This window comes from Exiguobacterium alkaliphilum 12/1, assembly GCF_000714435.1.
In the GTDB taxonomy this organism is placed as follows: domain Bacteria; phylum Bacillota; class Bacilli; order Exiguobacteriales; family Exiguobacteriaceae; genus Exiguobacterium; species Exiguobacterium alkaliphilum.
The window spans coordinates 1-20,237 of sequence record NZ_JJMW01000018.1; the positions used below are offsets into that span (position 1 = coordinate 1).

General features: G+C 55.1%; 22 protein-coding genes. 4 read left to right on the plus strand and 18 right to left on the minus strand.

What is annotated here, in order from left to right; genetic code table 11:
• Positions 1-245: 245 nt before the first annotated feature.
• From RT52_RS17405 to acpS, 8 genes are all read right to left on the minus strand, one after another.
• Positions 246-2,375 carry a Tex family protein gene (locus tag RT52_RS17405; protein WP_034814269.1) on the minus strand — a complete coding sequence of 710 codons (2,130 nt, stop codon included), beginning with the start codon at positions 2,373-2,375 and terminating at the stop codon, positions 246-248.
• A 71-nt stretch (positions 2,376-2,446) separates the two neighbouring features.
• A complete protein-coding gene (sigB, locus tag RT52_RS17410) occupies positions 2,447-3,247 on the minus strand; it encodes an RNA polymerase sigma factor SigB (protein WP_034814271.1) in 801 nt (266 codons plus the stop codon).
• Complete coding sequence (gene rsbW / locus RT52_RS17415) at positions 3,213-3,689, minus strand: anti-sigma B factor RsbW (RefSeq protein ID WP_034814273.1); 477 nt, start codon at positions 3,687-3,689, stop codon at positions 3,213-3,215. Before rsbW ends, sigB begins: the two co-directional genes overlap by 35 nt.
• Entirely contained in the window at positions 3,686-4,012 is a 327-nt protein-coding gene (locus RT52_RS17420) for an STAS domain-containing protein (RefSeq protein WP_034808704.1), read from the minus strand. The genes rsbW and RT52_RS17420 overlap by 4 nt, the downstream gene beginning before the upstream one ends.
• Before the next feature lie 140 nt (positions 4,013-4,152).
• Positions 4,153-4,503, minus strand: a complete 351-nt coding sequence (locus RT52_RS17425) for a type II toxin-antitoxin system PemK/MazF family toxin (protein ID WP_016510516.1) — start codon at positions 4,501-4,503, stop codon at positions 4,153-4,155.
• A gap of 5 nt (positions 4,504-4,508) precedes the next feature.
• Positions 4,509-4,787, minus strand: a complete 279-nt coding sequence (locus RT52_RS17430; protein WP_034780874.1) for a hypothetical protein — start codon at positions 4,785-4,787, stop codon at positions 4,509-4,511.
• A 132-nt stretch (positions 4,788-4,919) separates the two neighbouring features.
• A complete protein-coding gene (gene alr, locus RT52_RS17435; protein ID WP_034814275.1) occupies positions 4,920-5,996 on the minus strand; it encodes an alanine racemase in 1,077 nt (358 codons plus the stop codon).
• Entirely contained in the window at positions 5,980-6,351 is a 372-nt protein-coding gene (gene acpS / locus RT52_RS17440) for a holo-ACP synthase (RefSeq protein WP_034814276.1), read from the minus strand. The genes alr and acpS overlap by 17 nt, the downstream gene beginning before the upstream one ends.
• Positions 6,352-6,414: 63 nt before the next feature.
• Between acpS and RT52_RS17445 the strand changes: the two genes are divergently transcribed.
• Positions 6,415-7,140 (plus strand): rhomboid family intramembrane serine protease, encoded by a 726-nt coding sequence (locus RT52_RS17445; protein WP_034808713.1) that lies wholly within the window; start codon positions 6,415-6,417, stop codon positions 7,138-7,140.
• 40 nt (positions 7,141-7,180) lie between these two features.
• Here RT52_RS17445 and argF read toward each other — a convergent pair whose 3' ends face one another.
• Genes argF through argC form a run of 7 tightly spaced genes read right to left on the minus strand, consistent with a single transcriptional unit; the run spans position 7,181 to position 16,297 of the window.
• Positions 7,181-8,107, minus strand: a complete 927-nt coding sequence (gene argF, locus RT52_RS17450) for an ornithine carbamoyltransferase (RefSeq protein WP_034814278.1) — start codon at positions 8,105-8,107, stop codon at positions 7,181-7,183.
• The gene (gene carB / locus RT52_RS17455; RefSeq protein ID WP_034814279.1) at positions 8,104-11,124 is read right to left on the minus strand and encodes a carbamoyl-phosphate synthase (glutamine-hydrolyzing) large subunit; all 3,021 of its coding nucleotides are present in this window, start codon (positions 11,122-11,124) and stop codon (positions 8,104-8,106) included. The genes argF and carB overlap by 4 nt, the downstream gene beginning before the upstream one ends.
• On the minus strand, positions 11,117-12,166 hold the full coding sequence (locus RT52_RS17460) for a carbamoyl phosphate synthase small subunit (protein ID WP_034814281.1): 1,050 nt from the start codon (positions 12,164-12,166) through the stop codon (positions 11,117-11,119). Before RT52_RS17460 ends, carB begins: the two co-directional genes overlap by 8 nt.
• Entirely contained in the window at positions 12,163-13,308 is a 1,146-nt protein-coding gene (locus RT52_RS17465) for an acetylornithine transaminase (protein WP_034814283.1), read from the minus strand. Before RT52_RS17465 ends, RT52_RS17460 begins: the two co-directional genes overlap by 4 nt.
• Positions 13,268-14,047 (minus strand): acetylglutamate kinase, encoded by a 780-nt coding sequence (gene argB, locus RT52_RS17470; RefSeq protein ID WP_034814285.1) that lies wholly within the window; start codon positions 14,045-14,047, stop codon positions 13,268-13,270. Before argB ends, RT52_RS17465 begins: the two co-directional genes overlap by 41 nt.
• A complete protein-coding gene (gene argJ / locus RT52_RS17475; protein WP_034814287.1) occupies positions 14,044-15,261 on the minus strand; it encodes a bifunctional glutamate N-acetyltransferase/amino-acid acetyltransferase ArgJ in 1,218 nt (405 codons plus the stop codon). Before argJ ends, argB begins: the two co-directional genes overlap by 4 nt.
• A 10-nt stretch (positions 15,262-15,271) precedes the next feature.
• Positions 15,272-16,297 (minus strand): N-acetyl-gamma-glutamyl-phosphate reductase, encoded by a 1,026-nt coding sequence (gene argC, locus RT52_RS17480; protein ID WP_034814289.1) that lies wholly within the window; start codon positions 16,295-16,297, stop codon positions 15,272-15,274.
• A 172-nt stretch (positions 16,298-16,469) separates the two neighbouring features.
• On the opposite strand from argC, the gene RT52_RS17485 reads away from it, so the two are divergent.
• Positions 16,470-16,922 (plus strand): YusW family protein, encoded by a 453-nt coding sequence (locus RT52_RS17485; RefSeq protein ID WP_051690219.1) that lies wholly within the window; start codon positions 16,470-16,472, stop codon positions 16,920-16,922.
• Positions 16,923-16,957: 35 nt separating this feature from the next.
• Here the strand turns inward: RT52_RS17485 and RT52_RS17490 are convergent, their stop codons facing one another.
• The 3 genes from RT52_RS17490 to RT52_RS17500 are packed head-to-tail and all read right to left on the minus strand — an operon-like array spanning position 16,958 to position 18,060.
• A complete protein-coding gene (locus RT52_RS17490; protein WP_034809073.1) occupies positions 16,958-17,275 on the minus strand; it encodes a hypothetical protein in 318 nt (105 codons plus the stop codon).
• A gap of 34 nt (positions 17,276-17,309) precedes the next feature.
• A complete protein-coding gene (locus tag RT52_RS17495; RefSeq protein WP_245175433.1) occupies positions 17,310-17,792 on the minus strand; it encodes a hypothetical protein in 483 nt (160 codons plus the stop codon).
• Positions 17,785-18,060: a 4a-hydroxytetrahydrobiopterin dehydratase gene (locus tag RT52_RS17500; protein ID WP_034814293.1), complete on the minus strand. Its 276-nt coding sequence runs from the start codon at positions 18,058-18,060 to the stop codon at positions 17,785-17,787. Before RT52_RS17500 ends, RT52_RS17495 begins: the two co-directional genes overlap by 8 nt.
• A 139-nt stretch (positions 18,061-18,199) precedes the next feature.
• Here RT52_RS17500 and RT52_RS17505 point away from each other — a divergent pair, with 139 nt between their 5' ends.
• Together RT52_RS17505 and RT52_RS17510 are read left to right on the plus strand one after the other, a co-directional pair.
• Complete coding sequence (locus RT52_RS17505; protein WP_034814295.1) at positions 18,200-18,733, plus strand: cysteine hydrolase family protein; 534 nt, start codon at positions 18,200-18,202, stop codon at positions 18,731-18,733.
• A 24-nt stretch (positions 18,734-18,757) separates the two neighbouring features.
• Positions 18,758-20,203: a nicotinate phosphoribosyltransferase gene (locus tag RT52_RS17510; protein ID WP_034809062.1), complete on the plus strand. Its 1,446-nt coding sequence runs from the start codon at positions 18,758-18,760 to the stop codon at positions 20,201-20,203.
• Positions 20,204-20,237: the final 34 nt, after the last annotated feature.

A 20,237-nucleotide genomic window follows, 5' to 3' on the forward strand; every position in this document is an offset into this window, starting at 1 on the left:
GGTTGCTCTACCACTGAGCTATTGCGGAACGTTGCTTGAATTTATCGAAGTAACGCTTTAAATTGTAACCGCAAACCAGAAACCTGTCAATCACTTTTTTAGAAAAGCTTTAATTTCGCGTGCCGTTTCTCGGCGACTTCTATAAGATAGCACGGTCCGAAAAGACCGTCAACACTTTTCCACAAAAAAAGTTGAGCAAAATGAAATCATTTTGCCCAACCCCGACTTTCTTCTTTATATGCTCGTCATGACTTCTTTGGTGCGAGCATCGTCAAGCTGATTCGACCTCGATTCGCATCGACTTGTTCGATCCAGACCGTCACGATATCTCCGACTGCGACGACGTCGAGCGGATGTTTCACGTATCGGTTGGACAGTTTCGATATATGGACGAGCCCATCTTGCTTCACGCCGATATCGACGAACGCCCCGAAGTCGATGACGTTTCGGACCGTTCCTTGAAACTCCATCCCAACTTGAAGGTCTTCTAGGTTCATGACATCCGTCCGAAGCAACGGCTTTTGAATGTCCTCACGCGGATCGCGTCCCGGTTTCGCGAGCGACTTCAAGATATCTTCAATTGTCGGCAATCCAGCATTCAACTTTTCACTGAGCGCACTCGCATCGACTGTCTTCAATCGGTCTCGCAACTCGGCCGTCCCGACTGCTTGCTTCGAAACACCGAGTTCCTTCAATAGAGAGAGTGTCAGTTTGTAACTCTCCGGGTGAATTTCGGTTTGGTCGAGTACGTCGCTTCCGTTCGTGATTCGCAAAAAGCCGGCAGCTTGCTCATACGCCTTGGCTCCAAGGCGTGGAACTTTTTTGATTTCTTTTCGCGTGTCGAATCGGCCGAACTCATCGCGATACGCCACGATATTTTTCGCCGTCGTCTTATTCAAGCCCGATACGTACGTCAAAAGCGATTCCGAGGCCCGGTTCACATCGACCCCAACCATATTGACGACACTCTCGACGACGAACTCGAGCGACGCCTTCAGTTTATTTTGACTGACGTCATGCTGATACTGACCGACCCCGACAGACTGCGGGTCGACTTTGACGAGTTCGGCCATCGCATCTTGAATCCGTCTCGCAATCGAGACAGCGGACCGCTCCTCGACTTTCAGCGCCGGAAATTCGGTACGGGCGACTTCTGAAGCCGAATAGACGCTCGCCCCGGCCTCATTGACGATCGCATACGCAATCTCACGCTCGGCTTTCTTCAACCAGTCGGCGACGAACTGCTCGGTTTCCCGTGACGCAGTCCCGTTTCCGATGACGATGACGGAAATCGGATATTTCTTCACGAGCGAGGCGAGCACTTTTTCCGAACCGGCCACGTCATGTTTCGGCGCTGTCGGATAGAAGACTCCGACTTCTTCGACTTTTCCGATCTCATTGACGACGGCCCATTTGCATCCCGTCCGATACGCCGGGTCGATCCCGAGGACGACGACTTCCCGGAGCGGCGGTTGCATGTACAGCTGCTTCAAGTTTTTGGCGAAGACGTCAATCGCCTGTTCTTCGGCCGTCTCGGTCAACTCACTGCGCATCTCGCGTTCAATCGCCGGGAATACTGACTTTTTATACGCCTCTTTGATGGCGACGGTGACGAGTTCACGTTTCTCGGCCGGGAGTCGTTCGAACGGACGCAGCGCCTGATTCATGAACGTCGTCTCGTCAAACACGAGTTTGACTTGAAGAACGTCCGTCCGCTCTCCACGGTTCAAGGCGAGGACACGGTGCGGGACAATCCCGGCGACTTTTTCCTCGTAGTCATAATACTGTGAAAAGACTTCTTTCTCATCTTCCGCCTGCTTTTTCTTTTGTGAACGAAGCAACGCTTCTTTCCGGACCCGGGCCCGGAGCGATTGACGAAGTGACGCCGTCTCGCCCCACTCTTCTCCAATGATTGCTTGGGCGAACGGCAGTGCCTCGTCGAGCGGCGTGTCCCCGGCGAGCTGTTGTGCGTCTTTCAACGAATAGGCGGACGGGTTGCGATACCAGTCGGCGAGCGGTTGCAACCCCTTCTCGCGGCCTTGCTCGGCTTTCGTCCGTCGCTTCGGTCGGTACGGCAAATAGATGTCGTCGACTTGTTGCAACGTCGTCGCGGCTTCGAGCGCGCGTGCGAGTTCCGGCGTCGCTTTCTCGAGCTCTTCTAATTTCGCGAGCACGTCGGACTTTCGTTTCTGCAAGCTCTCTTCATATTGAAGGGCGTCAAGAATCGATTTGATTTCGACTTCATCGAGGTTCCCCGTCATCTCCTTACGGTAACGGGCCATGAACGGGATCGTCGCGCCGTCAGCGGCGAGTTGTCTCACCGTCTCGACTTGACTTTCTTTTACTTGTAGCGTTTTCGCGACTTTCGTGATCATCTGAACCACTTCCTTTTCTAGTCTCTAGTTGAAGTGTAGCAAAGAGCAGACAACAAAAAAACGATGACTCCTCAGTCATCGCTAGAAAATACTTCATTGAGCGGCACTTTGATGGCTTCTCGCAACTTCTCGAGGGCACGACGCTGAAGGCGTGAAACGTGCATCTGCGAGATGCCGAGCAATTCGCCCGTCTCTTTTTGACTCATATTTTTGTAGTAGGCGCATTCTAAAATCGCCTGTTCTCGTTCGTTCAGCACGCTGAACGCTTTTTCGAGAATGAGTCGTTGGTCGACCGACTCGTAGCCCCGCTCTTGACTCCCGACGAGGTCGAGTAGCGTGACCGTGCTTCCTTCGTTATCCGCTTCGATCGAGCTATCGACTGAGAGCGCTTGATAACTCTTACCCATCTCGAGCGTTTCGAGAATCTCTTCATCGGATACGCCGAGATAATCGGCAATCTCATCGATGCGCGGTGAACGTTGAAGCTCGGTCGTCAACTCTTCGACCGTCTTCTTAATCTTCGGCCCGAGTTCCTTGATGCGACGTGGTACGTGAACGCTCCACGTCTTGTCCCGGATGAATCGCTTGATTTCACCGATGATGGTCGGGACGGCGAACGATTCAAAACTGCGTCCGAATTCCGGGTCGAAACGACGGAGCGCCGCGAGCAGTCCGATCATCCCGACTTGGACGAGGTCATCATGGATGGCCCGGCCCCGGGAGAACTTGCGCGCGAGTGCTTCGACGAGGTCCGAGTAGCGATTGATTAAGAGCATCTGGACTTCCTCGTTTTGGTCGTCCTGTTGATAGCGTTCAATCCACTCTAATACTTCATCATCACTGTGATGGCGTTGTTGAGATTTTGCTGGCACTCTGATCCACCTCGTCCCTGTTAAGGAGTTTCGTCATCGTCACTTTGACACCATTGTCTTTGTTGATCGAGACGTCGTCCATTAACGCTTCAATAAGGAACAGACCGAGTCCTCCTTCGTGAAGCGATTCGATTTCAGCCGTCTCTTCGACCGGCGCCGCTTGGCGTTTCACATCGTCAGCAAACGTCTTGCCCGAATCTTCAATCGTCATTTCTAAACGATCCGTGTGAACGCCGCACGTGAGTTTCACTTCACCTTCTTGATCGTCATATGCATGTTGGACAGCATTGCCGCAAGCTTCCGAGACCGCGATTTTGATGTCTTCGATCTCGTCGTACGTATATCCCATACGATTCGCGATTCCTGACACGACTAAACGGACCACACCGACATATTCCGGTTTGGCCGGGAACGTCATCACCGTCTGTTCGATGTTACTCATTGCGTGCCACCTCTTACGTTCGTGTTAATCGAGAGCAATTTGTGAAGGCCTGTCAATTCAAAGAGACGATTGACGCGGTCGGTCACACCGACGAGCGACAACTCTTTCTCGTTGCGTGTTGCTATTTTAAGGGCGCCGACGAATACGCCGAGACCTGTTGAGTCCATATAATCCACTTCATCCAAATGAACGACGACGTTTTGCTCCGTAATCGCCGGATGCAATACTTCCTTCAGTTTGGGAGCGGTATATGTATCCACTTCTCCGGATACGTAAAGGTGTAATTGATCTCCAATGACTTGCTCGCGAATCGCTAAATCCATCGTTATTCCCTCCTAAAGTTGCGTACAGAAAAATTGAGTACGATTAAAAATAATTCCCGTATTTCATAATCTTAAACCTATATTTTAATTTTTTTTGAAAAAAAACCGATACCCATGTACCGGTTCTGTTCATATGTAAGCTAGAGAGGGATTAATCCCATACTAATCTCTAGCGCTCTGTCCACTTTGTGCATCGTCTCATCATCAAGGTGCGTGACCTTGTCTGTCAGACGACGTTTATCAATCGTTCGAATCTGTTCAAGCAAAATCACTGAGTCTCGTTCGAGTCCGTGTTTGACTTGATATACTTCCACATGAGTCGGCAGTTTTGCTTTTTGGATCTGAGCCGTAATCGCAGCGACAATGACGGTCGGGCTAAAGCGATTGCCGATATCGTTTTGAATGACGAGGACCGGGCGAACTCCACCTTGCTCTGAACCGACTACGGGCGACAGATTCGCATAAAACACGTCACCACGCTTTACGATCACTCCGCTCACACCCCGCTTACTTGACGTAAGAGAGCATGTTCGGCTTCCGTCTCAATCATCAGCATCTCTTCTGCCATATTCAAATTAAACGCGGCCATCTCTTGATAGCCTCTCGCCAATTCTTCACGCAGTGTTTGTTGTCGATCAGCAATTTCTTTGGACAAGTACGTCACTACATCGTTCAATGACAATGATTCACGATCTTTCATCGAAATCGGACCCCCATGCTGCGAGAACCGATCTGGAACGGACGCCAATGCACCCGCTGTTCGCTGTTTCAACATCTTACACCTCCAGAATCGTTTCAATGGACTGGCGGAATGTTTTTCCCGCGTTCTTTATCAATATAACACGCGAGTTTGGGAAAATATAGAGGATTCGAGAAAGAATTCAGATAATTTCACACGTTTTCTGATTCACACATAGTGTCTCGGCAGTCGTCCGGTCAACTGACAGACGACCTCATAGTTAATCGTCTCCAAATGCGCCGCCAATTCGTCAATCGGCACCGGACCGCCGACGAGCGTCACGTCGGTACCGACCGGGAATGCTCGCGGCAGTTTAATCATGAAACGGTCCATGCATACCCGCCCGACAATCGGACACCGGTTGCCATTGACGTCGACTGCGAAGCCGCCCGCCTTTCGAATCCAACCGTCCGCATAACCGACCGGCACCGTACCGATCCACTCATCTTCTGTCGTCGTGTACGTCGCCCCATAACTGATCGTCTGCCCGGCCTCGAGCCGTTTCACTTGCATGAGCTTACTCTTCAGCGTGAACGCCGGCCGCAAAAAGGAGTAGAATGACGCCATCTCGCTTGACGGGTAGAGTCCGTAGATGGCGATGCCGACACGGACAAGGTTATACGGCACGTCTTCACCAGCCATCCGAATCGCCCCGGCCGAGTTCGACGTATGGATGTACTTGAAGCGTGAACCGAGTCCGTCCATTAAACGATCGAAACGGACTTGTTGCTCGTGATAAAGCGCGCTATCCGGTTCATCGGCCGTCGCAAAATGTGTATAGATGCCTTCGATGACGAAACGGTCATCGGCCACCTCAAGGAGCGCGTCAAGTTCTTCTCGCGTCCGAAGACCGAGCCGGCCCATGCCGGTGTCCACTTTCACATGGACGGTGAGCGGTCGTTCACCAAGATGCGCTTTCGCTTCCTCGAACCATTCCGCCGAGAACACCGAGAGGATGACGTCATGTTTCGCCGCGACGCCCGCATATTCCGGGAACTGGGCTTCCATGACGAGGATCGGTGCGTCGATACCGGCCTCACGAAGCTCAATCGCTTCTTCAAGCAAGGCCACCCCGAGCATCGTCGCCCCGTTCTCGAGCGCGATCGTCGCGACCTCGACGGCACCGTGCCCGTACGCGTTCGCTTTGACGACCGCCATCAATTGTTGTGGGATGCGACGCTTAATCTCGCTCACGTTATGCGCAATCGCTGCCCGGTCAATTTCAATTTTACTTGGACGATACATCGGAATCCTCCTCTTCAATGATGACTTGGGCCACGGCGTATTGTTCACTATGGCTAATGCTGACATGAATCCGTCCCGGCGACGGTGCCGTCATGACTGGCCGTCCCGTCTCGTCGGGCAACACTTCAATCTGTTGCCATGACAATCCACGGGCGATGCCCGTTCCGACCGCTTTGGCGTAAGCCTCTTTCGCGGCGAAGCGGCCGGCAACGAACTCGATGCGGCGTTGTTCCGGGTAGTTCGACGCGAGTCCACGTTCCGCCTCGGTCAAGAGCCGTTCCATGAACCCCGGCTTCTGTATCGAGCGAGCAATGCGCTCGAGTTCGACGAGGTCGATGCCGATTCCTACAATCACAGGATACTCGCTCCTTTCCTTTTCCACTCGTTTCCTTATACAATTAAGGAAAGAGGTGATGCTATGTTTAGTCGTACTGAGAATGTTCAAACGTTCATCCGAGCATACCCGCTCGTAACGCTGTTCATTGTAATCCAACTAGTCGTGTTTGTCATCGATTCTTTGATGCCGGGACTTCAGATCGTCGCACGGGGCGGATCGTTCCACCTCGCGCTCGCAGATGGGCAGTGGTACCGTCTCCTGACGGCAAACTTTATCCATCTAGGACTTGGCCACTTGCTGTTCAACTCGTTCGCGCTCATCATCTTCGGCCCAGCGATGGAACGCATGGTCGGGCATGTGCGGTTCGCGCTGTTTTATCTCGTCGCTGGCGCGCTCGCCAACCTACTCACGTACTTTACCGTGAGCCAACTGTTCTATCTTCAGGCCGGTGCCTCGGGCGCGATCTTAGCGATCCTCGGTTTCTACGTATTCATCGGACGTTTCCGTCGGACGCTCATCTACAGCCAAGACGCGCGACTCGTCTACATCTTCGTCGCCATCAGTGCCGTCTTCACGTTAATCGGTTCGAACGTCTCGCTCTGGGGGCACGTGTACGGATTCCTCGCCGGATTCCTGCTCGCCTATCCGTTGTCGCGCTATACGGTGCCGTATTCACGGCCGCTCCGTTACGGGAAGTACAAGCCGCGCAAGTACGTACCGCCCATCATTCATACGGGTGAAGGGAAATGGATCTTTTACGTGATTATCGGACTCGCCGTCTTCGGCCTGTTCGCACGATTCTTATGACAAAAGGAGCTTCGCCAGTCGTCGGCGAAGCTCCTTTTCGTTAGGCGAGCAATGTAATCATCAGTGCTTTTTGGGCATGGAGCCGGTTCTCGGCTTGGTCGAAGACGAGCGACTGCGGGCCGTCCATCACGTCCGCCGTCACTTCTTCACCGCGATGAGCCGGCAGACAGTGTAGGAAAATCGCTTCGTCCCGTGCCGACGCCATCAACGTTTCGTCCACTTGGAACGAGGCGAAATGGGCGAGGCGCGTTTCCGCCTCCGCTTCTTGCCCCATGCTGGCGAACACGTCCGTATAGACGACATGTGCGCCCACCGTCGCTTCGGCCGGGTCGCCGTAGAGTGTGACGCTGCCGCCGGTCGTCTCGGCTAGCGCGACGGCCTGATTGTAAATCGTCTCGTCGACCGTATAACCGTCCGGCGAGGCGACGCGGATATGCATTCCGCTCAAGGCACCGCCAAGCATGAGCGAGTGGGCCATGTTGTTCCCGTCACCGATGTACGTCAACACTTTCCCTTGGCGCGTCCCGAACGTCTCCTCAATCGTCAAGAGGTCGGCGAGCACTTGGCACGGATGATGCGTGTCCGTCAACCCGTTGATGATTGGAATCGAGCCCGCCGTCGCGAGCGTCTCGACCGTTTCATGGGCGTACGTCCGAATCATGAGTGCGTCGACGTAGCGGCTCATCACTCGAATCGTATCCGTGATCGGTTCACCGCGTCCGATTTGAAGGTCGCTCCCGCTCAAGAAGAGCGGGTAGCCGCCAAGCTCGACGACCCCGACCTCGAACGAAATGCGCGTGCGCGTGGACGCCTTCTCAAACAATAAGGCGACCTTCTTACCGGCAAGCGCCGTCCCATACGCGTCCGGATGTCGTTTCACGTCGATCGCCAAGCGAATGAGTTCATCTAAATCCGTTGGTGTCAATTCCTCGAGCGTCAACATGTGTTTGAACGTCTTTGTCGTCATAACGGTAATTCCTCCTTTGTGTGCGCCTGTAACGGACGGACCGGCACTGGTGTCGTGTCGACCGTCGCTTGATAGTAACGGGCGAGGTGTTGCTCCGAGATGACGTGGACGCCGTTTCGGACGGCCGCCTCCCGTATCACTTGTTCAGCCGGTACGTGCGAGAAGAGGACGGCGACGTGTTGGAAGTCAATCGTCGCGTCGAGCGGTACCTCGCCGAACGTCTCCCACCCTTCCCCATACACGATTTGTGGTCGCGCCATGACCCGGGTCGTCGTCGCATCGTAACAGAACCGTTCGGCAACGACGGGGATTGGACTGAATTGAAGCGTCTCCCCTGTCGAGCGCATGATCGGTCCTGTGAGCGGGTCGACACCTGGCAGCTTCAAACTTGAGAAAATCGGCGTCTTCACCGCATAACCGGTCAGTTGTTTCCGTTCGACCGGTAAGACGCCTTTAAGCGAATGGCCGAGCGCGGCGCGTGTCGCCCATTCGATGAGCGGTTCACCAGTCACTTTGCTGACAATCGGGACGGTCCGTGACGCCCGCGGGTTGATTTCAAGCACGTAAATCGTGTCGTCTTTTAAGACGAACTGGATGTTGAGCGCCCCGCGATATGTGAGTGCCTGACCGATTCGTTTCGTGATCGTGTCAATCTGTCGTTGGTGTGCCTCGGACGTCTCGACCGGCGGCATGACCATCGTCGAGTCCCCGGAATGAACCCCAGCCGCCTCGATTTGTTCCAAGATGGCCGGCACGTAGACGGTCTGCCCGTCCGTCACGCAGTCGACCTCAAGTTCGCGCCCGGCGACGTAGAGGTCGATGAGGAGCGGATAAGCGAGGTCTGGACTGATTCGGGCAAGGTCCGCCTCGGATTGCAAGATGTGCATCCCTTTCCCACCGATGACGTAAGACGGCCGGACGACGCACGGGAAGCCAATCCGGTCGACCGCTTCATAGAGAGCAGCGGTAGTCCCGACTTCTTCTCCCGGGATGTGCGCGACGTCAATCTCGTCAAGAAACGCATAAAAGCGGTCCCGGTCTTCCATTTGGTCGATGACGGCAGCCGAGGCGCCGAGCAAGCGATATCCAGCCGCCTCCAGACCGTGCGCGAGCGCGATGCCCGTCTGACCGCCGAACTGGATTAAGACGTCACGACACCCTTCTGCCTCGAGGACGTGTGTGACGTCTTCTAGCGTGAGCGGCTCGACATACAACCGGTCAGCGACCGTGAAGTCGGTCGAGACCGTCTCCGGGTTGTTGTTGATCATGATGGCCTCGATACCTTGCTGTTGAAGTGCCCGGACGGCATGGACCGAACTGTAGTCGAACTCGATGCCTTGGCCGATGCGTATCGGACCGGCCCCGATGACGGCGACTTTCCGCGTCTGACTCGCCTTCACTTCCGTCTTTCCGTGCCACGTCCCGTAGAAGTAAGGGGTCGTACTCTCGAACTCGGCCGCGCATGTGTCGACCATGTGATAGACCGGTCGGATGCCGAACGTCGCACGCAGCTCCTTGACGTCTCCCATTGTTATGCCTGAGATGGCGGCGATTTGTGCATCGGTGAACCCGAGCCGCTTTGCCTGTGACATGTTCGACTCCGTCAAAAAATCGGTGGATTTTGTCATCGTGACGAGCGTCTCGAGCATCGCCATGAAGTGCGGCGCGATGCCCGTCTTGTCCTCGAGTTCACTGCGCGAGGCGAGACCGCGGTCGATGAGCGCGAGACAGGCGTGCAGGCGACGGTCGGTCGGGGCGAGTACTTCCTGCCACAGTTCATTCGCATCGGCTCGCTTCATCCATGTCGGATAGAGCGGGGCCTGCTCGATCCCGGCACCACGCCACGCTTTTTGAAGCGCCTCTTCAAGTGTCTTCCCCATCGCCATGCTCTCACCCGTCGCTTTCATCTGGGGACCGAGGGCGCGGTCTGCCCCTTTGAACAAGTCGAATGGGAAGCACGGCACTTTCGCCGTCACATAGTCAAGCGTCGGCTCGAAACTAGCCATCGTGCCGTTCGTCACCGGGTTCACGCAATCATCCAACCCTTCGCCGAGCGCGAGACGCGTCGCGATCTTCGCAATCGGATAGCCGGTCGCTTTCGAGGCGAGGGCCGAACTCCGCGACACGCGCGGGTTGACCTCGATGACGTAGTAAGTCGGTTCAGTCGGATGAACGGCAAACTGGATGTTGCAGCCACCGACGACGCCGAGACTCGAGACGATCCGAAGCGCTGCACTCCGTAACGTCTGGTGCATCGTATCCGATAGCGTCTGTGCCGGAGCAAAGACGACCGAGTCGCCCGTATGCACCCCGACCGGGTCGATGTTTTCCATGTTGCAGACGATGATGCACGTCCCTTTCTCGTCACGCATCACTTCGTACTCGAACTCTTTGAAGCCGGCGATACTCTTTTCGACGAGACATTGCGAGATCGGGCTCGCCTCAAGTCCGCGCCGCGCCATCTCATAGGCGTCCGAGACGGTCGTCGCGATGCCACCTCCCGTCCCCCCAAGGGTGAACGCCGGACGGACGATGAGCGGGACTCCAGCTGTTTGGATGAACGCATCGAGCTCGTCGAGCGTCTCGATCGTCGTACTCACCGGGAGCGGTTCCCCGAGTTCATGCATCTTCTGCTTGAAGCGTTCCCGGTCTTCGCCGTCACGGATCGTCTCGAGCGACGTCCCGAGCAGGGCGATGCCGTGCTTTTCGAGCACCCCGGCCTCATCGAGCGCGAGCGCCAAATTGAGCGCAGTCTGTCCACCGACGGTCGCGAGTAGGTGTGTCGGCTGTTCGGCTTCGATAATCATCTCGGCCTTTTCGAGCGTCATCGCCTCGATATACGTCTTGTCGGCCATACCCGGGTCGGTCATGATCGTCGCCGGGTTCGAGTTGAACAAGACGACCTCGCATCCCGCTTCCCGAAGCGCCTGACACGCTTGCGTACCTGAATAATCGAACTCGGCCGCTTGCCCGATGATAATCGGACCGGAGCCGATGACGAGCACTTTCTTATGCATATACGTTCACCCCTTGTTGAATCATTTCATCGAATTGATCGAATAACGCCTGCGCCTCTTTCGGTCCCGGGCTTGCTTCTGGATGGAACTGCGCCGTCAAAATCGGTGCCGTCGGATGTGTCGTCCCCTCTACGGACAAGTCGTTCACGTTCTCGAACAACAGCTCGAGCGGTGTCCGTTCGAGACTGTCGCGCGTGACGACGTACCCATGGTTTTGTGACGTCATCCACACCTCGCCCGTTTGGACGTTTCGTACCGGATGGTTTGAACCCCGGTGCCCGTACGTCTGCTTCTCAATCGATGCCCCGAACGAGAGTGCGATGAGTTGATGTCCCATACAAATCCCAAGCGTCGGATAGCGAAGCGCCACCTCGCGGACCGTCTCAATCCGGTCCATCAAATCACGCGGGTCGCCCGGTCCGTTCGAGACGAGCACCCCGTCCGGTTTCAAACGATGAATCGCTTCCGCCGGCGTATCGTATGGTACGGTCGTGACGCCATAGCCGCGTGCGAGCATCGCCTCGACCATCGACGACTTCACCCCGAAGTCGAGACAGACGATGTGTCCTTTTTGATTCGTTCCGAGTTGGACCGGCTTCGCGGTCGTGACCGTCTCCGTGATTTGTAAGAAGTCGCCTTCGACTTGCCCGTTCGAATTCATCGCCAGGAGCCCCCACTGATCACCTTCCTGGCGGAGCGTATGGACGAGCGTGCGCGTATCAATTCCAGACAAGACGGGAATTCCCGCTTGTTCCAACCAGTCTTTTAACTCGTTTGACTGTCCGTTTCCTGTGAGCGTCTGGACGATTACGCCAGCGACTTGGATATCCACACTTTCAGACGCACCGGCCTCGAGACCATATTGTCCGATGAGCGGATACGTGAAGACGATGACTTGTCCGGCGTACGATGGGTCCGTCAACACTTCTTGATACCCGGTCATCCCGGTGAAAAAGACGACTTCCCCTTTACCGAGCCGGGCACTCGTCTCCCATGTCCCGTGAAACGTCATCCCGTTTTGTAACGTCAATGTCCCGTTCATTGCACCATCTCCTTTGTGACGACCTGTTCGATGATGGCGAGCGCCTCATCGATTTCTTGTTGACTGACGAAAAGTGACGGCAAGAACCGAATCACATCCGGTCCGGCTGCGACGACGAGGAGCCCTGCATCCCGTAGTCGATTGATCAAATCGGCCACTGGTTTTGTTGCGACGAGTCCGAGCATGAGCCCGAGTCCGCGCACGTCAATGAACGTGTCCCCATCGACGAAACGCTCAAGACCCGACTTGAAGTATGCGCCCATCGCTTGGACGTGAGCCAGCGCCGCATCCTCGAATAACACATCGAGCGTCGCCTCGGCCGCGGCCATGGCGAGCGGATTGCCGCCAAACGTCGACCCGTGGCTACCGGCTTCAAATACGGCTTCTGCCCCAGGTGCCGTTACGAGCGCACCGACAGGAAAACCGCTCCCGAGCCCTTTCGCGAGAGTCACGACGTCCGGCTTGAGCGGAGTCTGTTCGAACGCGTATCGGGTGCCGGTTCGGGCGATCCCGGTCTGCACCTCATCGATCACCACTTTGACCCCATGTTCATCCGCTTTCGCTTGCAATGCCGCGAACCATGCGACGTCACCGACGACGACGCCACCTTCCCCTTGGACGACTTCGAGCCAGACGGCCGCCGTCTCGTCATCGATGAAGTCGAGTGCCGCGCTGTCGTTGAACGGTGCATGGACGAAGTCCGGCACCATCGGCCCGAAACCGGCCTTCACTTTGTCTTGCCCGGTCGCCCCGAGCATCGCGAACGTCCGGCCGTGAAACGATTTCGTGAACGAGACGATTTTCGTCTTGCCCGTCCATTTCCGAATCAGCTTGAACGCCGCCTCGTTCGCCTCTGTCCCGCTGTTACAGAAGAAGGCGCGCGTCAAATGTGTACCGGCGACGAGTTTCTCCGCCACACGTTCCTGCCCGCTAATCGCATATAGATTGGACGTATGCCAAACGTTGCCAAGCTGTGCCTCGATCTTTTCAAGGACGGCAGGATGGCGATGTCCGGTGTTACAGACGGCGATGCCCATGACGAAATCGAGGTACTGTTTCCCCGTCGTGTCCGTCACGTACGATCCGTCTGCCTGTTTAATCTCAATGGCTCGTTGCCCATATGTGGGAAGTAGTGCGCTCATCATGTCCCTCCTTTAGTTGTGTCCCGGTTGCTGTCGGGTCGTTCCCGTCTCGAATGATGGCAAGCGCCACCCCCCCGTCTAGTGCGGAGCGGAGCGCCTCTGTCTTTGGAATCATGCCCCCGTATATTGCTCCCGACTCAATCGCCTGTTGCATCGCATCGACGGTCAGCGTCTGTTGAACCGTACCGTTGATTCGAATACCCGGCACGTCGGTGATCATCTCGAAGTGATCGGCTTTAAGCGCACAGGCGACGGCGACAGCACAATCGTCCCCGTTACAGTTCAGGGCGCCGTTTGTTCCGAACAGAATCGACGTCACGACCGGCACGTAGTGGTTTTGAACGAGTAGCTCAATCAACGACACATCAACGGTCTCGACTTCACCGACGGCCCCGAGTTCTTTGATTTGACGCCCAGTGAGCATCCGTCCGTCGACACCCGATAATCCGACCGCATTCATATCAGACCGACCGAGCGCCGTCACGATTTCCGTTTGCATCTCCCCCGCGAGGACACGTGTCGCCCCGGTCAACACGTCCTCCGTTGTCACGCGACGTCCGTTTTGAAAGACGGGCTTGATTTGTTGGCTCTCACAGTAAGCCGACAATCTCGGTCCCCCACCGTGAAGTAAGATGAGTTCATTTCCGGCTTCAACCCATTCTTTCCACTCTGTAAAGTAGTCGTGATGAAGCGTGTCCCAGACGCTCCCACCGAGCTTGACGACTTTCCGCTCGCTCATGTCCGATAACTCGCATTGATTTTGACGTAATCGTACGTGAGGTCGCAGCCATAGGCGCTGCCCGTTCCCGTTCCGTCGTTCAAATCGATCCGGATTGCGACGACGTCTTGTCCCATCTCCGCCGAGGCGAGTGTCTCGTCGAACCAGACCGGCACACTTTTCGATAAGACAAGTTGAGAGCCGATCTGGATGTCGACCCGACCGACGTCAATCGGTTCTTTCGTCGCCCCGACGGCCGCGATGATACGTCCCCAGTTCGCATCTTTGCCATAGACCGCTGTCTTCACAAGCGAGGATCCGACGACCTGTTTCGCGATGATGCGGGCCGTCTCGTCCGTCTTCGCCCCGACGACGTTGACTTCAATTAGCGTCGTCGCACCTTCCCCGTCACGTGCGATTTGTTTGGCGAGGTCCGTGCAAACGTCCGTCAACGCTTTTGTGAATTGATGATACGCGTCCGTTCCCGCCTTGATTTCTTCTGTGTCGGAAGCGCCGCTCGCCATGACGAGCACCATGTCATTCGTCGAACTGTCCCCGTCGACGGTGATGTTATTGAACGAGGCGTCAACGCTTTGTTTCAGTGCGACGTGTAACAATTCTGGCGCGATGACGGCATCGGTTGTCACGAACCCGAGCATCGTCGCCATGTTCGGATGAATCATACCGGAGCCTTTGGCGACCCCGGCGACCGTCACGAACGTATCGCCATCCGCGTAACGGACCCCGGTCGTCTTCACTCCGGTGTCTGTCGTTAAAATTGCTTCAGCGAACGCCCCGGCCTGTGCCGCATCCGGCTCAGGCGTCAACAATTCGATTCCGGCTAAAAGCGTGTCCATCGGCAACAGTTGCCCGATGACCCCAGTCGAAGCGATCGCGACTTCATCAGCTTCAATCCCTAAATGCGCGGCTGCTTTCGCTCGCATCGCATAGGCGTCCGTCAATCCTTGGTCGCCGGTGCAGGCGTTCGCGTTCCCGCTGTTGACGAGGACGGCGCGAATCTTTCCGTTTGATGCTTGTAGCGTCTGTTTCGTCACTTGAATCGGCGCCGCTTGAAATTGATTGGTCGTGTAGACGGCCGCCGCGCTCGCTAGTTGTTCACAGACGAGCAGCGCCAAGTCTTTGCGTTTTCGTTTCAATCCGGCATGTACGCCTGTCGCGTGAAACCCTTTCGGTGAGACGAGACTCACCGGTGGACTCATCGTTAAATCTGTCATGTCATCCCTCCTATATGTATTGTGGTTGGGTGCTTAGCCCGAGCGCTTCATTGAATCCGAACCGGACGTTGACGTTTTGAATCGCCTGTCCGGCTGCCCCTTTTTGCATGTTGTCGATGACCGAGACGATGGTGAGCCGTCCGGTCCGGTCGTCTTTATACACCCAGAGATCACAATAGTTCGACCCGACGGCCGTCCGAATCTCAGGCTCCCCTTGTTGCACGCGAATGAACGGCTCTTGTCTGTACGCACGACTCAATAGATCAATCCATTCCGTTTCCGTCTGATCAATCGTCGGGACGACATGCATCGTCGCCATGATGCCGCGGTTGATTGGTAAGAGGTGCGTGGAAAGCGAGACGGTCGCCTCAACGCCTGTCATTTGGTGAATCGTCTGTTCAATCTCTGGGATGTGTTGATGCGTGTGAATCTTGTATAGCTGTACGTTCTCATTCGAGCGAGCGTGATGCGTCTTCGTGCTCAAAGCTTTGCCGGCACCGGTGATGCCCGAGCAGGCCGAGACGATCACCTCGTCCGGCTCAATCAATCCGTCTGTCAGAAACGGCAGGAGACCGAGCGACACGGCCGTCGCGTAACAGCCAGGGTTTGAGATCCATCTCGCCGTCCGCACGGATTCACGGTTCCATTCCGTCAACCCGTAAACGGCCTTCGCCTGTGTGTCGGCATGGACAGGCGCTTTGCCGTACCACGTCGCGTACACCTCACCCGTAAGGCGCAAGTCACCGCTCAAGTCGACGACGACGCCTTCGAACGCGTCCAGCTGTTCAATGTATCGAGCCGACACCCCGCTCGGCGTCGCGAGGAACAAGACGTCAAGCTGGTTCAACTTCTCCGGTTTGAACGGTTCGAGCGTCAACGCGCCCGTCTCCATCCACGGATACAAGTCAGAGAGGCGCAGCCCCGCACTCGAGTCGCTCATCACGCACGTCACTTGTAAGCGCGGATGCGCCGAAATCAATTTCAATAGTTCCATGCCGGCGTATCCCGTCACACCGACGATTCCACACGTGATCATCTGTCGTACCTCCTCAAAAGAATAATCCGATTAAACCATACGCATATTTATACTGTCAATTGTATTTTTATACAAAGTGTACAAAGCGATGTGGAATCGGTCGAATGACGAATAGTTTTTTCACGTTAGGGGAATGGAAAAATTATGCGAAACATAGAGGAGGAATTTGTTGATGAAACGTTTGAAATGGACACTACCGATCACGGCATCACTCTTTTTGATTACAGGATGCGGCTCGTCTGACGAAGTCACGAACCAACCGAGTGACGCACCGGTCGAAGACGAGGCGAATACGGAGAACAACTCCATGTATACGTTCGACAAGTTCGAACTTGAAGTCGACTATGCGGACGTTGATGACGCCATCAAAGTCGATTATGAGGTTGAGAACAATTCGACCGAGGCTTCGTATGAACGGAAAGAGGATGACCAGAACTTGCGCGGGGACGAAGCGATGCAAGAACTCGATCCGGTCTTCGGTCAATTGAACTTCGACCAAGACACACCGGACGAGGAAGTGTTGAATCAAATCAAGGCAGCGTTTAACATCGCGGACGATGCTGAAAAAATCGAGGCGGACGTCACGTTCACGGACGGAACCGAGAAAGAATATAAGCAAGAATAACAAATGGCCAAGCGGAGTCCGCTTGGCCATTTGTATTAGAGTTGGTTTTTGTGACGTGCCTCTTGAAGCGCGTCCATCAAATCTTTTACGTCTTCCACGAGGTTTTGGATTGTGTCTTGGTTCTCTTCATAGAGCGCCTTCAAATCCATGACGCGGTCTTTCAAGCTACCTTTCGGTGACGCTTGCAAGCCGACCGAATGCGCTTGTGTCGATGTGTCCGCTGACTTCACGCGTGATTTTAAGCCTTTCAACTGACGAACTTGTTGCTCGCGTGTCTCGCGATGGAGAAGTGACGCACCTGCTCCGATGATGGCTCCAGCGGCCATACCCATCCAAAAGTAGTTCTTGTTCATTAAAAATCCTCCCCTAACGTGACGTTATCTTTTATTATAGGTTATCCGCTTCCGTGACGACATAGTGTTTTATGATCGGACCTGCACCTTTTTGTTCGACGGCATCTTTCAGCCATTCTTGAAATAGGACATAGTCTGTCGAGTCACGGAACTTGTTGCCGGCCTCGGCGAATTGGATGAGCACGATGCCGTGATTGTCGTCCGGGTCGACGCCGAGACGATACGCCGTGAAGCCATCGTGCCCGGCCCCAAGACGTGATTTTTCAGTCAACAGACGATGAAACAAGAGCGAGCGTGCATTCGAGTCGACGGGGACGTTCGCATAGACAATATTCCCTTTCGACGCGAATTGTCCTTCCGCTTCTTCGATGCGGAACGTCTTTCCGCTTTGGAACGGAGACTTGTCCCCTTCCGCGAGTAAAATCGTCTCATTGCCGCTCGCGACGAGCACGTCCGGGTTTTCCCGGAACCGGTCGGCGACGCTACCAGAGGCGAACGTCATATACAGGTTAGACAAGTTCCTCACACCCTTTCGCGAGCATGATGTCTTTCTCCGTGATGCCCCCTTCGTCGTGCGTCGACACGGTGAGCGTGACGTTGCGATACTCGATTAAGATGTTCGGATGATGATTGAGCGACTCGGCCAAGTCGGCGACGAGGTGCACGAATTGAATCGCCTCCGGGAACGTGTCGAGACGATACGTCTTCTGGAGTTCCCCTTCGACGACGTCCCACCCGTTCAAGCGCGACAATTGTTCCGATAGTTCGGTAGATGACAACAGCATCGGTCCATTCCCCTTTCGCTTACAGTTCTACTTACACCTACTACCCGACACAGGCGAAAAATAATCTTTTTCGCATCATGCAAAATGATTTAGAATAAGAAGGATAGCCAACTATTTTGCACTTGAGAGGAGACCTCCTATGCGCGCATTGATCGTCATTGACTACACGTTCGATTTTATCGCAGACACGGGTCGTTTGACTTGTGGAAAACCCGGGCAAGATATAGAAGAACGAATCGTTCAGTTGATCGAGGCGTTTTCGCCCGAAGATTACGTCGTCATCGCGAACGATGTGCACGACGCCGGTGACACGTATCACCCGGAAACGACACTCTTCCCGCCCCACAACATCCGCGGAACAGAAGGGCGCGACCTATACGGCGCCGTCAAAAAAGCAGCTGAACAGGCCGACCATTGGATCGATAAGACGCGATACAGCGCCTTCGCCGGGACCGACCTCGACCTTCGTCTACGGGAACGAGGCATCACCGAAATCCATCTCGTCGGTGTGTGTACCGACATTTGCGTCTTGCATACAGCGGTAGACGCCTACAACCTCGGCTACAAGATGGTCATCCACGCGGACGCCGTCCAAAGCTTCAACCCGATCGGCCATGAATGGGCGCTCGAACATTTTGTCACGACACTCGGAGCGACCGTTACCGGGAAGTGACACGAAATCAGAAAGGAATTCACTATGTTACATCGGAATTTAGCGCTTCACACGGACCTGTACCTCCCACGTTGGATGTACATCTACTGGAAACAAGGACGTCACAATGAAAAAGTCGTCTTCGATTTATACTATCGCTCGAACCCGTTCAGCGGCGGCTACGTCGTCTTTGCCGGGTTACAAAACATCGTCCACTACTTGGAGAACGTCTCGTTCACCGAGGAAGACATCACTTATTTGAAAGAGCAGCTCGACTTCGAGGACGAGTTCGCGGACGTACTGCGTAACTTCAAATTCACGGGCTCACTCTACAGCGTCCGTGAAGGGGAGATTATCTTCCCGCACGAACAAGTCGTCCGAATCGAGTCGACCATCTTTGAGGCGAAACTGTTCCAGACGGCGTTCTTGAACATCGCCAACCATGAATCGCTCATCGCGACGAAATACGCCCGGATTCGCCAAGCGGCACCGAACGAGACGTTGCTCGAAGGCGGCGCTCGCCGTGCCCAAGGAGTCGACGCCGCGTATTATGGCACACGGGCCGCATATATCGCCGGGTTTGACGTGACGAGTCTCGTTTCGGCCGGCCGTGATTTCGATGTACCGACCGGCGGGACGATGGAACATGCCGATATCCAATTCCACGACGATGAATTGACGGCGTTCCGCTCGTTCGCCTCGATGTACCCGGACAATACGAGCCTGTTGATTGACACGTACGACACGCTCAAGTCGGGACTCCCGAACGCGATTACCGTCGCGAAAGAACTCGAGGCAAACGGATACCGCTTGAAATCGGTCCGCCTCGACTCCGGTGACTTGGCCTACTTGTCGAAACGGGCCCGGAAGGCACTCAACGAAGCGGGTCTTGACTACGTCAAAATCGTCGTCTCCGGCGACCTGGACGAATACGTCATCCAAGACTTGCGGATGCAAGGGGCTGAGGCCGACACGTTCCTCGTCGGGACGCGTGGCATCACCGCCTATGAGCAACCGGCCCTCGGCATGGTGTATAAACTCGTCGCCCGTGAAGACAAAGACGGCACGTTGAAGCCGGTCATCAAAGTGTCCTCTTCGAAAGTGAAGACGACGACCCCACACAAGAAAGAACTGTATCGCATCATCGACAACGAGACGAAGAAATTCAAAGGTGACTATATCGCCTTGTCGGATGAGCCGGTCGAGACGTATTCCGAGATCGACCTCATCGACGTGCGCGACCCGGCGTTCAAAATCAAAACACGCAACTTCAGCGTCAAGCGCTTGCTCGAACCGATCTTCTTAGACGGCGAGCGCGTCTATACGCTCCCGAGCGCGAAAGAGATTCGCGACTATCACCGTGAGCAGATGAACGGCTTATGGGAAGAGTACAAGCGACTCCGTCTGCCGGAAGTGTATTCGGTGACGTTCAGCAAACCGTTATGGGATTTGAAACTCGAGATGATTCGCCAGACGCGAATCCCGAAATAAAAGAAGAGGCTGGGACATAACTAGCCAGTTCTAA